11 protein-coding genes are annotated in these 12,830 nt (G+C 44.9%); 5 read left to right on the forward strand and 6 right to left on the reverse strand.

Annotation, left to right across the window (positions count from 1 at the left end; all coding sequences use genetic code 11):
- Nucleotides 1–42: 42 nt before the first annotated feature.
- On the forward strand, nt 43–372 hold the full coding sequence (locus V4C51_RS09230) for a Tn3 family transposase (RefSeq protein WP_330925876.1): 330 nt from the start codon (nt 43–45) through the stop codon (nt 370–372).
- 13 nt (nt 373–385) lie between these two features.
- Here V4C51_RS09230 and V4C51_RS09235 read toward each other — a convergent pair whose 3' ends face one another.
- Complete coding sequence (locus V4C51_RS09235; protein ID WP_330925866.1) at nt 386–1,033, reverse strand: ankyrin repeat domain-containing protein; 648 nt, start codon at nt 1,031–1,033, stop codon at nt 386–388.
- A 274-nt stretch (nt 1,034–1,307) separates the two neighbouring features.
- Here V4C51_RS09235 and V4C51_RS09240 point away from each other — a divergent pair, with 274 nt between their 5' ends.
- Entirely contained in the window at nt 1,308–2,069 is a 762-nt protein-coding gene (locus V4C51_RS09240) for a TlyA family RNA methyltransferase (RefSeq protein WP_330925867.1), read from the forward strand.
- An 896-nt stretch (nt 2,070–2,965) separates the two neighbouring features.
- Here V4C51_RS09240 and V4C51_RS09245 read toward each other — a convergent pair.
- Nucleotides 2,966–3,139, reverse strand: coding sequence for a hypothetical protein (locus tag V4C51_RS09245; protein WP_330925868.1), 174 nt, complete (start codon nt 3,137–3,139; stop codon nt 2,966–2,968).
- A 173-nt stretch (nt 3,140–3,312) separates the two neighbouring features.
- Complete coding sequence (locus tag V4C51_RS09250; protein ID WP_330925869.1) at nt 3,313–4,023, reverse strand: type I restriction-modification system subunit M N-terminal domain-containing protein; 711 nt, start codon at nt 4,021–4,023, stop codon at nt 3,313–3,315.
- Between the two features lie 242 nt (nt 4,024–4,265).
- Between V4C51_RS09250 and V4C51_RS09255 the strand changes: the two genes are divergently transcribed.
- The 3 genes from V4C51_RS09255 to V4C51_RS09265 all read left to right on the forward strand — a co-directional run bounded on the left by V4C51_RS09255 (nt 4,266) and on the right by V4C51_RS09265 (nt 7,741).
- The gene (locus tag V4C51_RS09255) at nt 4,266–5,804 is read left to right on the forward strand and encodes a glycosyltransferase family protein (protein ID WP_330925870.1); all 1,539 of its coding nucleotides are present in this window, start codon (nt 4,266–4,268) and stop codon (nt 5,802–5,804) included.
- A gap of 278 nt (nt 5,805–6,082) precedes the next feature.
- Nucleotides 6,083–6,742, forward strand: a complete 660-nt coding sequence (locus V4C51_RS09260) for a hypothetical protein (protein ID WP_330925871.1) — start codon at nt 6,083–6,085, stop codon at nt 6,740–6,742.
- A 273-nt stretch (nt 6,743–7,015) separates the two neighbouring features.
- Nucleotides 7,016–7,741: a YopT-type cysteine protease domain-containing protein gene (locus V4C51_RS09265; RefSeq protein ID WP_330925872.1), complete on the forward strand. Its 726-nt coding sequence runs from the start codon at nt 7,016–7,018 to the stop codon at nt 7,739–7,741.
- A 97-nt stretch (nt 7,742–7,838) separates the two neighbouring features.
- Here V4C51_RS09265 and V4C51_RS09270 read toward each other — a convergent pair whose 3' ends face one another.
- From V4C51_RS09270 to V4C51_RS09280, 3 genes are all read right to left on the reverse strand, one after another.
- Nucleotides 7,839–8,162, reverse strand: a complete 324-nt coding sequence (locus V4C51_RS09270) for a hypothetical protein (protein ID WP_330925873.1) — start codon at nt 8,160–8,162, stop codon at nt 7,839–7,841.
- A 1,011-nt stretch (nt 8,163–9,173) separates the two neighbouring features.
- Nucleotides 9,174–12,239: a type I restriction endonuclease subunit R gene (locus V4C51_RS09275; RefSeq protein ID WP_330925874.1), complete on the reverse strand. Its 3,066-nt coding sequence runs from the start codon at nt 12,237–12,239 to the stop codon at nt 9,174–9,176.
- A gap of 119 nt (nt 12,240–12,358) precedes the next feature.
- Nucleotides 12,359–12,830: transposase (locus V4C51_RS09280; protein ID WP_330925875.1), on the reverse strand; the 472-nt coding region annotated here is incomplete at its 5' end.

The raw sequence follows: 12,830 nt of genomic DNA on the forward strand, positions 1-12,830 counted from the left end.
GAGCACTGTGTCTTTGATTAGTTTATTTGTAGTAGTCACAACCTGACCAACAGATTTCCTTCTGACCGGCTGGCTGAGGCATTCACCAACTTGGGCAGGATCATTAAAACGGAATACATCCTGCGCTATATCACTGACAACGACCTGCGACGTATTGTTCAGCTCCAACTCAACATAGGCGGGTACCGGCACAAACTTCCGCGTTGGATTTTCTTTGCCAACCAGGGGGAGTTCACCATCGGTGATTACCCTGAAATCAAGAACAAAGCCAGTGCTTTAAGTCTGGTATCCAACGCCATTGTGTACTGGAATACATCCAGAGTCAGTAACATCGTCGTTGACTGTTTAATTCATCGAACTCACGTTAATTAGCAAAGGCTTGGTATTATTGACTCGAGAGGCCAAAGCATTTTTTTAGCATCACTGGGGGGACAGGCAGTTTTGCAATATTGTCCTTGCTCACATAGTCCCTGATAAATCGGATGACCTGGCTTTCCAAGGGCGCGGGTTTACCAAGCAGCACCCCGAATGCGGCTTTTGTCTCCTCAGAGACTTTACGGCCATACTGGGCCTTGCTGGCGGAGAGTGGTCTGGCACCGAAACTCAGGCATATTTTGGCAATATCAAGCTCTCCAGCTTTGGCAGCTTCACCAACACACGTGAAAATATTTTCCCCAAACTCAGGGCACCTACAAGAATACATCTCAGTACGCTCTGCCCCTATATTCGGGTTTGCGCCTGCACGAAGCAGCGTGAAAACAATGACCACTTTTTTACTGGATTGTGCGAATTCAGTTCTTATTGCTGTTATCAATGCGGTCTTCCCGAAGGCGTCAACCAGGTTAAGGTTTGCACCAGCTTCAACCAGGCAATCGACAATGTCTTCACATCCACAAATGGTCGCTTTCATCAAAGGCGTCATATCACTTAGATCACGACTATTAATGTCTGCCCCCTCTGATAAAAAATATTTTACATTCTCTAACTGTCCGCGCAGTGCTGCCATGTGCAGATCAGAATCCTTTTGGTTCATAATTCAATCACCTTTTAGTCTGATAGTCTGAAATTAACTCACGACTCTTTCATACACAGGGTGTTAAGGACTATTGAGCAAATGTATATCCATCACCTTTCGAGATGTCAGGAGCCTCAAATACTCGGTGATCAGCATGAGCAAAAGCTGGCAACATAGTAGCATCCTGAAAAGCGATGGGTATACTTAATAGGCAATATTTGGCCGGACTAACATTGCTTTGGCGTACATTTGCTCAAGTCCATGTTGCTCAAGAGAAATAAGTGACGGGTTGATGATGGAACGAATTGATCGACTGTTGGTAGAAAAGGGGTGTGCGGTATCCCGGACACAAGCGCAACGGTTACTTTCAGAAGGGCGAGTGAACGTTAAAGTAGGGGGGCGCTGGGAAACACCTGCCAAGCCAAGTCAGAAATACCCCTATACCGTTGATATTGAAACCTCCCGTGGTGAAACAGATCGCTATGTATCAAGGGGAGGCTTAAAGCTGGCGGGTGCCCTTGAGACCACTGGGCTTTGTCTTGATGGGATGACTGTTTTGGATGTGGGACAGTCTACGGGCGGTTTTACCGATTGCGCTTTACAGGCGGGTGCTGCGAGTGTTGTCGGTGTTGAGGTGGGCCACGACCAACTGGTGATGCCACTGCGGCAGGACAGTCGTGTTGTCTGCTATGAAGGAATGAATGCCCGTGATTTACCCCATGAGCAGTTACTTAACCACGCAAATGGGCCAGGGTTTGACCTGGCGGTAATGGATGTGTCGTTCATATCACAAACGAAAATTCTGCCCTCTCTGGTGCCCCTGATAAAAAGTGGCGGTCATTTGATCACTCTGGTGAAACCCCAGTTTGAAGTGGGTCAGGCTGGTCTTGGCAAGGGAGGCATTGTCAGGGACAAGCGCCTTTACTTAAAGGTGAAGGTTTCAGTTATCGATTTTTGCCGTTCACAAGGATTATTGGTATCCGCCTGGTTTGATAGCCCGATTCAAGGAGGGGATGGGAATAAGGAATTTTTCATTCACGCGAAAAAGCGGTAAAGCCTGGTGATTTTCAGCGAATTTGTAAAGGCAAAAGCACTTGAAATATTATTTGTCAACTGTTGTCTTTATTTTGCCATACAAACGATTAATGTCTTTTATATGGCAAATATTTGGCAATAAAAGCATTTTTACCATTGCAGTGAATAGACTATGGCTGAAAATCAACCACTAGCAATCTGCCTTTTTAGGGGCTTTTTTTTATCATCTTTTATGAGTTATCCAATAAGTTATCCACAAGCAGAGCATATATTGTGATAATTATAAATAATCGCACAATTTTAACGACAATTGACTTATTACAGGTATTGATTTTTCAAACTTACCGGGTTGGTAGAATAGGGATATTTTATAAAAATGGGTCATTGTCTGAAAATAGTACTATCAGAGACAGTTGTTCCAATTTTAGTGGAATAGTATAAATATCTGTTATTTTTTAGAGATAAAATCTAATTAGAACATAAAATCAAGTGATGAGATATCGTACTTTTCTTTGCTTCCGCAACTATATTCACGTGCATCCACAGGGCTATTTCTGCTGGGTTAATCCAGAGTTGTTACTGCGACATAAAAAAACCGTATAAAAAACAGGCAAAATAACATTTGCACTATTTTTATAGGTATTTTTTAAGGCTTCAGTTATTTTTCCAATGGATTATCCACAAAAACGGTGGAAAACCGATAAGTGGTGAAAAATATAAACAGATGATTGGCAGGTGTTATAATTTCTGGGCTTTTCTGTAAAAAAAGTGAAATAATTTATTTAAAAGATAAATGTCGTTTTATTTCAGGATTATAATCATGCATGTCTTTAAGAATAGACATTTGACGTATAATTTTCTTGGTGCGTTACAACTGTCCCTCATACAGATGTATTTCCTGTGCTTTCCAGTGAACTATGGTTGATTTTTCTGTTGAGATAAATCCATACGAGGGCGTGCGGAGATGGCACAAAATAGAATGGAGAGCTGCTCTTCAAAAAACCGATCCAGCGTTGGCTCTGACAAGCTACCTCTTTCTTTGGCAGGCGCAACACCGGGGTTAGGATTGAGGTAGCCCGGATATTTCATAAACTCCCTTAGAGCCGCAAGGAGCAAGCAAAGCCAGGCGCATGTTTATGAAATATCCGGGGTAGAAGCTGCTTTAACGAGAGATACCTTGTACCGCTTCAGAAAGCCAACCCCACGACTACCTCAAGTGACTGAGTCAGTTTTCTCGTGAGTTCACAGGTTTCTACCTCTTTTTATTTGAAGACCACAGAAAACGTCACAGGCACTGCGTAGCTGATACTTTTTAACCCTGCGAGTTCTCGCAGCTTATTTATTCCCTCAACCAGCTCGAAGTCAGCAGCACTGATCAGTACCGGATCAATTGTTATAACACTTATACTTCCGTCATTGAGTCGGGTGACTTTGACGTTAGCATTAACAGGAACATGTTTCCCATGCAGGCTTAATCTTCCTGTAAGGGTTTCGTTAAATGAATGCCCCTGTTGTAAAGCCTCCAAACGTGCTTCATCAACATTGACAGTGTAGCGTGCGTCAGAAAACCGTTTGGTTTCAAAGATCGCAATCAGGTTGGTGAGGGTTTTAACCTTTTCTTTACCACTGCCGAGCTTGTCGTCGTCATTAAAGTCGGGCATGCCTGAGAGCTTGTTGGCTTTTTCCAGTGGTTCGATGATTTTTTTGTTGATGTCATCGCCAATGGTAGCTTTGCCCTTTAGTGCCACCATATCGCCAAAGCTGGCCCCTTCGGGCACAGTGATCGACGCATATGTTTTGCCCACGTATTTATCACTCACGTATTTGATAAATAGCATCACCAGTACATAGTCTTTGTACTGGCTGGCACCCATCCCGCCGCGCAGCTGATCACAGCTGGCCCACAGAGAAGAATCCAGAAAGCGCGAGAAAGCGCGGCCAGAATTTCCGATCAATTTGCTTAAACAGGTCAACTATTCGGACAAATTGATCGAAAATTCTGACTCGCCCTACTGAATTTTATGGTCGAAAGCATAAGTCCGACAGGCTCCTGGAAAAGGTTATTGGTAAACTGACGAAAAAGCATAAGCAGCGCGTCTACCCTGTGCCATGATTACATGGCAATAAGTAAAACGGCATCTCCACAACAACTGCCATAGCCATGGGTTCGGCATGACCAGGCGTTTGATCCAATAACGAAAGACCTGAAACGAGTATGACAAAAATTGCTGCCTGTCTAACCTACTACAACGAGTCATTAAACGCTGTGCTAAGCAGCATTATCACCACGCAATACGCTGCCAATTTTGCTGGTGTTGAGTTGGATATTTATTTGATTCTCGATGGCAGAGAAGCAGCCCATAAAGACGTGTTGGAAAGGGCAGGCGGTGATTTTTTTGATACTGCGACGCTTGAAACGTTAACCACTGTCAGATACATGTTTGCTGACAATAGTCTGAGGTATCTTAATGACAGTTTTTTCGTTGCCTCCAAACCTTTGGACTGGGATAGCAGGAAAGCTTGTCAGAGTTGTCAGTCTTACGACAACAACAACATGTCCGTAATTCCTTTAATCAAAGACGAGAATAAAGGTAAGCAAGACTCCATCAAACTATTCTATAAAGCCATCAAAGCAACAAAACGTTATGACTATACTATCCATATGGATACTGGCAGCCTCCCGGCGAGAGATACTATTTACCGAATGGTAAACAGAATATCAGAAGAAAATATAGCGGGTGTCGCATCGAATATGACGGCAGTGCCAGACTTTTCTGGTTTCACCTTAACGGAATGGCAGCGCTTCGACTATCAGGCACAGACATTAATCAATCTGGCTGCGGGTGATGTGGCAGGCAGGATTAATGTTCTCCCCGGTTGTTTCAGCCTCTACGATTACAACGTTATCAGTAAAATTATCAACAATAAACATGATGAAGGCTTTGGTCAGATTTTAGCGCATCTGGCAGAAGACCGTCTTTATTGCCATGAAATCGTCGTTTATGACCATAACAAGAGGTTTGTCTACGAATCAAAAGCTGATGTTTATATCGACCCATGCCACACATCGAAGGAATTTCTGTGGCAGCGCAGACGCTGGGTTGGTGCTGAGTTTATTTCCATGTTGTGCAGTGTTGGTGATGCTTTTAAAGGTGAAGCACCAAAACGCTATGTACTGTCAGCAATCCCTCAATTAGTTTTCTCCTGGTTCTGCCCCGGTGTTTTATCATCCGTATTTATCTACCTGCTGACTCATGGTGGAACCATTGCAAATATTTTTTCCGGACTCGGTTTAGTTGGCCTTACCGGTTTGATCGCGTCATCAGCTTATGGCCCCAATATTTTTACACGAATATCCATTAGTGCTGTTGCCCTGTCATCAGCGTTCTTATTGATCACTGGTATAGTGTTTCATACACCATTGGCATCTATTGCGATGGTAGCCATGATGATTAAAAGGCCGAATTTTCTTTTTTACCTGCTGCTTTGTCTGCCGGTAAGAGTTTCCACAATAACCTATGCATTAATAAATATTGGTGATATGTCGTGGGGAACAAAAGGGAAAGTTACTGATAACAGCAACCTTAAATTCCCTGCTAAAGTAATAGTATTGATGTTTATGGTTTCTAACGTATTTTTAATCTTGGCACCTTACACAATCACCCTGATAATTCTTGGCATAAGTATTATCGGTGCAGCCATTATAGGATTGTTTAGCCTCTGCTACCATGCAAAAAGAATTCATATACGATGATTTTCAAAGCGAGATGGGTTTCAGAAAATAAGATAAAGGTCTAGGAGCCTGACCGAGATTAGCGCCCGTAGCGAGGATTACGAGAAATGGAGGATAAAAATTTCTGCTTCTGAGGATAATAGTGGGGCTATTTGACGAAGAAGCAGAAATTTTTAGACCAATTTATCGCAACCGCAGTAGGGTAGTCTATTCTCGGACAGGCTCCTGGTATGTGTCACTGTTGTTTTTTGTAGGCGTCCAGGCCAGATCAGCACCTGGATAGTAACAGGAGATATCTGATGTCCTTTTCCAATGCTAGTGATCTATTCAAAGAGTATGCTGATAAAAGCGGAGGGGTTGTAACCTGGCCTTTTGATCAGGAAGTTATTGCACCCTGTTACCCGGGTGTGAGTAGCTCTCTTTGTGCTCATTGGATTCGATATCATAACGCTGATGGGCATCTGTCTGGAGAGCTATACGATAAAAACGATCCAGACAAGCTCAATGAAGCCATGGTTGGGCAAATCCACGCATTGGAGGAATCTAATCTTAGATTTGTCAACATGTTGCAGAGTCTTGGGTTATGCATGAAAAAAAGTGTGACTGGGAGTAAATGGGCTTATTCAGCTAAAAACAATAAGGTTAATGAACTCATCTGTGATGATGCTTGTACGCAGTCCCACCTGTTGGTCAATGCCATAATGAAATATATATCATGCTATTTACTTATTTTTGTGCATGGTTATAGTGCTCGCAATCCGTATCCTTCAGGATTTGGGCATGTGTTATGTGTCTGGTTAGGTCAGCATTCAGGGGGAGACGTGTGCTTTTTTGAGCCTAACGCCGGTGAGGTATGGTTTGAAGAAAGATGCCGGTTTGCTAAATTTGCGCGAGATTATTTGGGGGATTTGATGCTTATGGATAATTATGCCGAATGGGAAGTTCATCCGGTGATGTGACCGGCAGACCTTTGGGAAGGTAATAACTAAGGCGTTTTTCTTGATTGGAAAGCGAAAAGGGATCAAATAGATATAAGAAATGCAAGTCAATTGTCTTATGATTTTGTAAATGCGCTAGATATTTCTGCTTAGTAATCGTCTTAAAATACTTATCCATGTTTTGGCTTACTTGTTAATGTGAAAGTCCTATAATACGTTTTGAAAGCCGATTTTGTTAATCGTAGACAATGCGTCTCAGCTTCTTAGTATCTCGATATTGATAGGAGTGATCTGATGCCTACGTTGAAAGAGTTATTCAGTGAATGCGCTAATAAATTTAATGGAATTATCACCTGGGATTTTTATCAGAATTCTATTACGCCTGCCGATTGTGCAGGTATGTGTAGCTCACTTTGCGCTCATTGGATTCGCTATCATAGCGAAGATAGGCATCTGTCTAAAGAGTTGTACGATAAAAAAGATCCAGACAAACTCAATGAAATCCGAATCGGTAAAATCCAGGCATTACAGGATGGCCAATTATACTGGCTTGATAGTGATGAGCGTAGTTTTGATAAAGCGATGAGTAAATATATCAGCTGGATGCAGAGCCTCGGGTTATGCTTACAAAAAAGCGTGGTGGGGGGAGAATGGACTGTTTCATATAAAGATACTGCGGTGGACTTCCTTGTCTCTAAAAATCCTTATACGCAATCCCACTTGCTGGCCAGTGCCATAATAAAATATATATCGTCCTACTTGTTTATTGTTATACACAGTTTTCAGTTTCGTAATGTGCCTTGTCGGGGAGCTGGACATGCTGTGTGTGCCTGGGTAGGGCAGAAGTCACGGGGAGATGTGTGCTATTTTGATCCTAACGGCGGAGAGGTATGGTTTGAAAATAAATACCGATTTTTTCGGTTCGCACAAGATTATTTCCCGTACTTGATGATGAAGGACGGTTTTACAGAATGGGATATTTATCCTCTGGTGCGAGGGGCAGCCCCTTTGGGGAGATAATCACCAAAGTGCTTTTTCTGAAGGTAATGATTTACCCCACCCTCGCTGAGCGTGGTAACGAGATTACATCGCACAGGCCAAGCAGGGTACAATCGGACTATTCGCCGGTGAGCTTGTTGATAATCTGCGTGAGCATGCCCTCCATTCTATCAAAGCGTCGGCTATTTTCTGCGTTAATCGCTTTTTGCTCGGCGTTAAAGGCTTTTTGCTCGGCGTTAAACACTTTCTGCTCTTCGGCAAAGACTTTCAACTCAGAAATATCAGCGCTTTGTTGGTCTATCTTTTGCTCAACTCTGTCAACTTTGCGGTCAATCACCTTAACATCTGACCGGGTTTCACCAACAATCCTGATAATATCAGTGAGCGTATTCAGTTGATGATCAACGGTAGCTCTTATCTCATTTTCAACTACTTCGTTCATACTCTTGCCTTATTTTTTGCTTGACTGACATAGTAGCAAAGGCGATTTGTTCTGCAAGTCTGGCAGCCATCCCCATACCTAACGCGCAGGGGTTTATCAAGGCGCAATAATCAACGCAAGGAGGGATGCCTCATAAGGTGGCGCAGAAGACTGCCTGCTTAAAATAGACCAGTGAAGTGGAGCGCAATACTCAACACACAACACCTTGTCCATTGGGTAATGCCTGGTACCTTAGCCCGGATATTTCATAAACAGGCTCCTGGCCTTGCTTGCTCCTTGCGGCTCTAAGGGAATTTTGCTCAGTCGACCGTACTCCCCGGTACGGCGCTCCTTCGCAAAATCCCTTAGAGCGGCAAGGTTCCGCGCAATTCTCAGGGCAGTTTATGAAATATCCGGGTTAGTTTTATTGTTATACCAATTGTCTTTTTTAATTACCGTAATACAGACTTCAGTAATGATGTCACCAGCTTTGTTGAAAATGAAATAAAAAGCTTAAAAATCAGCATTAATCCAAATAAAACGGAAATTCGTAACTTCACTATCAGTGACGGTCATCTACACAGCGACAAACCGCTGCAATATCTTGGATTTACCTTCGATGGCCAACGTATTCTTCTCCGCTCTTCTGCCTTGGCTCGTTACTCCAACAGAATGAAACGAGGGGTCAAACTTGCGAAGGCAACGATGACCAAACACAACAAAATCAGGGCTCAAAAAGGTCAACCACAACAAAGCCTGTACAAACGAAAACTATATAAAACCTACTCACATCATGGACGTAGGAGCTTTCCGACATACGGTTTCAGAGCAGCAAATATTCTTGAATCAAAGGCTATTAAGAAGCAACTTAAACCCCTATGGCGCCGACTTCAGGAAGAAATTGAGAAGTAAGTCAGCGCGCCAACCGCAGTTTTCGGAACACTACCAGCTACAGTGATGATGCTCACTCACGATAGCTGTAGCTTGGTAGCTTGGTAGCTTTAAGAGCTAGCGCGCTTCTGTTAATGCCCCTTAAGAAACAGCCTTCTCCGTAGGGTAAGCCGCATCGTTAACAGCCTTGAGTTTATCGAGTATGGCCTCTGCCTGGTCACCACTGAATAGCCCGTAAACACTGTCATCATTGAAGTTAATAAACGGCGGGTCGTGCAGCGCAGCAGGCTCCATCGTACCGTTTTGGCATAGCCACTCGATGATGGTTTTGACAAACTCGATTTGCGTGCTGTTAAACTGGGTGTCGTCCAGATAATCCCCAAAGGCTTCTTTCGCCGCCTTGGTATCCAGCCCTACCAGTGAGCGAATAAACACGCCGACAGAGTCGCCTTTGTGTACTACCTCTTCATAGCGGGTTTTATCATCAATGCCCGAGGCATTAAACAGCATCGCCTCCAGCTGTTCTAAGTCCTGCTGTGTCACAGGCTTGTTGCGCTTAAGCCGCTGTATGGTGATATGGCTTTCGTTTTCCTTAACGAAGGTGGCGACCTTTTTGTAGTACTGCTCAAGGTCAGTGCTAGTCGCAGGCATACCAACCTCTTTAATTTCACCCTCCAATTCATCTTCAAACGAGGTATAGACCGTCGAGCGTTCGTCCTTATCCAGAAACCGCATGAGTTTCCTGAGGCTAATCCGTACGGTTTCCAGACAGCTTAAGGTAATACCTTCCCAGAACCGCGGGGTTTGAATACGCTGGAGCAAGCCGAGGTGCTCTGCCACCATAGGTATGCTGTGCTTGGCTTCGAGTCTGCGGGCAGTATCCGCCAGTTTGTTACTCTGGCCGTCAGGTATACATTGAGTTTGCAGTAACGTCAGTTGCATTTGCAGGCATTGGTGGTCGAAGCGTTTTGCCAGCTCATCACCGTCTTCATCATCATTCAATGCCTTGGCCTGGCTTGGCAAGGCAGCCACTTCTGTCATCACCTCCGCAAACTGGCTGTCATTAAGGCTGTCCCAGCCTTCACGGTTTTGGTAACGCTCTACACACTCGCGTTTAGGCCGAACAATAAAGTTATCCAGCTTCATGCCTGACACTTGATGGTGAAGCAGATCCAGCATATAAGCACGTAATGAAGCAGCCGCTTCGCCTTCTACCTTTTTAAGGCTGTGGGAGAGCAGTAAACGCTTCTCAAACACTAATTGTGACAGGGGCTTTTGGGCGGAGTCAGGCGCACCGTCGGGGTTTTGCGCAAAGAATTCAACGTTCTGACAATAATCAAAGACCTTAAAGTACGCCTTGTCATTGTCTGTATTCTTACCCACCTTGGGACCAAATAAACCCTCACATAGACGAGTGCCTCGCCCCACCATTTGCAGAAACTTCACCTTGGAATGCACAACCTTAAAGAACACCAGATTGACCACTTCAGGCACATCAATACCCGTATCGAGCATATCCACAGAGATAGCAATGTTCAGGGGTACCCTGCCCGCTGGCACCTGGGGTTCCTTAAACTCATCAATCAGGCTTTCAGCGTACTTTTCCTGATAGGTAATCACCCGGGCAAAATGGCCATGCAGGTTGGGGTATTGCCGGTCGAATCGCTTCTGAATATGGTGGGCGTGTTCATTATTTGCCGCAAAGATAATGGTTTTGCCCAACACATCCCCGCCACTCACCTTAATGCCGTCGCGCATCAGCACTTCCAGCATTTTATCGGTGGTATCATCGTTAAACAGGAAGTTATTCAACTCCGATGACAACACCTCCTCACGCCCCTCCAGCGCTTCTTTCTCATCCCACTGCTCTTTTTCTTCTTCGGTGAGGTCTTTAAACTTCTTCACGCCCTTACGCATAAACTTCAGTGGCACCGAGAAGCACTTAGGCGGTACTAAGCAGCCATCACCTACTGCTGTTTCCAGCTCGTAAGCGTAGGTCGGCACGCCGGATTCCAACTCAAAGATATCGTAGGTGTTTTTGTCGATATCACTCTTTGGCGTGGCCGTCAGCCCCACAAGCAAACTGTCGAAGTACTCAAAGATATACTTGTACTTTTTGTACACCGAGCGGTGCGCTTCATCCACAATCACCAAGTCAAAATGACCCACGCTGAATAACCGGCTTTCGGCGGGTTCACTCAAAATGCTCATCATGGTGGGGTAGGTGCTAAAGCACAGGCGGCTGTTAACGTCAGCGGGTGTCAGGTGTGAGGATAAAATCGTCGGTGACGTACGGGGCAAATACCGGGCGAACGCTTTTTTTGCCTGTGAGAGCAACGCATTACGGTCAGCCAGAAACAGGATATTCTTTACCCAGTTATGTTTCAGCAGCATGTCTACCAACGCCATAGCCGTACGGGTTTTACCAGTACCTGTCGCCATGACCAGCAGGGTTTTACGCTGGTGGTAGCGCTCAAACTGTTCGGTAATGCTTCTGATAGCCCCTTCCTGATAATAACGGTCGGCAATAGCTTTATTGATAGAGGCTGTGGCAATGGGTAGCTTACTACTACGACGGTCTATAAGTAATTGCAGCTCGTCACGGGTACGGAAACCTTGTACCGGGCGTGAAGGGTACTGCTTGTCATCCCAAAAAAGAATCTCATAACCATTGGTGCAATAAATCAGCGGTCGCTGGCCGTATTGTTGCTCAAGGCAATTCGCGTACAGCTCGGCCTGACGTTCACCGGCTTTGGGCGATACGCTGGCGCGCTTAGCTTCTATCACGGCCAGAGGCTTATGGTCTTCACTCCAAAGCACATAGTCCACAAACCCGACGCCGGAGTCACTGGGCATACCGGCCACTTCGGTCTCAAAGCTGACCCCGGCTTGTTTGGCTTTCTCGACTTCTTCGGCAAACGTACTGACACTGTCCGCCTGCGACAGGTTCCACCCCATCTCGCGCAAGTACTCATCAATCAGGAACTTACGGGTGTCAGCCTCGTTATAGTCGTGAATATCAGGCACTTGTTGTGCAGCCACTTCGTTAGCGGCTTTGGCTTCAGCCACCTTTTCCCTAAGCGCTGTTAACTCTTCCATGAGCGCCTGATTGCTGGCTTCTAGCGCCTGCTGCTTTTTAGCCGCCGCTTTGTCTTTATCTGCTAGCGCTTTCTCGTGTTCTTTTATGCTGGGCAGTGTGGAGACCATCTAAAGTCAGTACTTATTTCTGAAGGTTATGGCATTGGATGACCGCATTTCTATTCATCCAATCAAACGTACAACCTAGACCTGTACCTAGTGGTGCCAAGCTCTAATATCCATCCCCTCTATGCTACCAATGGCCGAGCTTTGTAAGTCCACTTAAATGGCTTGGCCAATCTGGTATTAAAAAACTCAATGAATTCCAGCATACGTTGTTTCAGGTCGCTGGTTGATTTGAAGCTATTTCTTTTCACAAAACGCCGCACCAGAATTGAGAACCAGATTTCTATTTGGTTTAACCAGGAAGCATGTTTCGGCGTGTAATGGAACACGATCTTGTGTTCGGGGCTACTCAAATATTCTGCCCGAGTCTTCATATTTTTCAGGATACCATGCTTTCCTTTTACACCAAGCTCTGTATCAGTGGTACCTTCTACCTTAGCAACAAACCGCACTGCTGCCTCTGATTTGTGTGTGTTCAACTGATCCATAACCAAGTGCCAACCAGCTGCTTGAGGGTCGCTAGCGATCAAGCCATTAAGCCAATCAGAAAAATCTTTTTCTGTTCGAGTATCCCTGACGAGTGGGATGACTTTC

It is taken from the genome of Candidatus Sororendozoicomonas aggregata (genome assembly GCF_031528575.1).
Classification (GTDB): domain Bacteria; phylum Pseudomonadota; class Gammaproteobacteria; order Pseudomonadales; family Endozoicomonadaceae; genus Endonucleibacter; species Endonucleibacter aggregata.

Excerpts from the sequence above, each read along its gene's own strand:
- V4C51_RS09265 (WP_330925872.1), top strand. The coding sequence starts at position 7,016 with ATGCCTACGTTGAAAGAGTTATTCAGTGAATGCGCTAATAAATTTAAT.
- V4C51_RS09275 (WP_330925874.1), bottom strand. The coding sequence starts at position 12,239 with ATGGTCTCCACACTGCCCAGCATAAAAGAACACGAGAAAGCGCTAGCA.
- V4C51_RS09270 (WP_330925873.1), bottom strand. The coding sequence starts at position 8,162 with ATGAACGAAGTAGTTGAAAATGAGATAAGAGCTACCGTTGATCATCAA.
- V4C51_RS09255 (WP_330925870.1), top strand. The coding sequence starts at position 4,266 with ATGACAAAAATTGCTGCCTGTCTAACCTACTACAACGAGTCATTAAAC.
- V4C51_RS09235 (WP_330925866.1), bottom strand. The coding sequence starts at position 1,033 with ATGAACCAAAAGGATTCTGATCTGCACATGGCAGCACTGCGCGGACAG.
- V4C51_RS09260 (WP_330925871.1), top strand. The coding sequence starts at position 6,083 with ATGTCCTTTTCCAATGCTAGTGATCTATTCAAAGAGTATGCTGATAAA.
- V4C51_RS09245 (WP_330925868.1), bottom strand. The coding sequence starts at position 3,139 with ATGAAATATCCGGGCTACCTCAATCCTAACCCCGGTGTTGCGCCTGCC.
- V4C51_RS09240 (WP_330925867.1), top strand. The coding sequence starts at position 1,308 with ATGATGGAACGAATTGATCGACTGTTGGTAGAAAAGGGGTGTGCGGTA.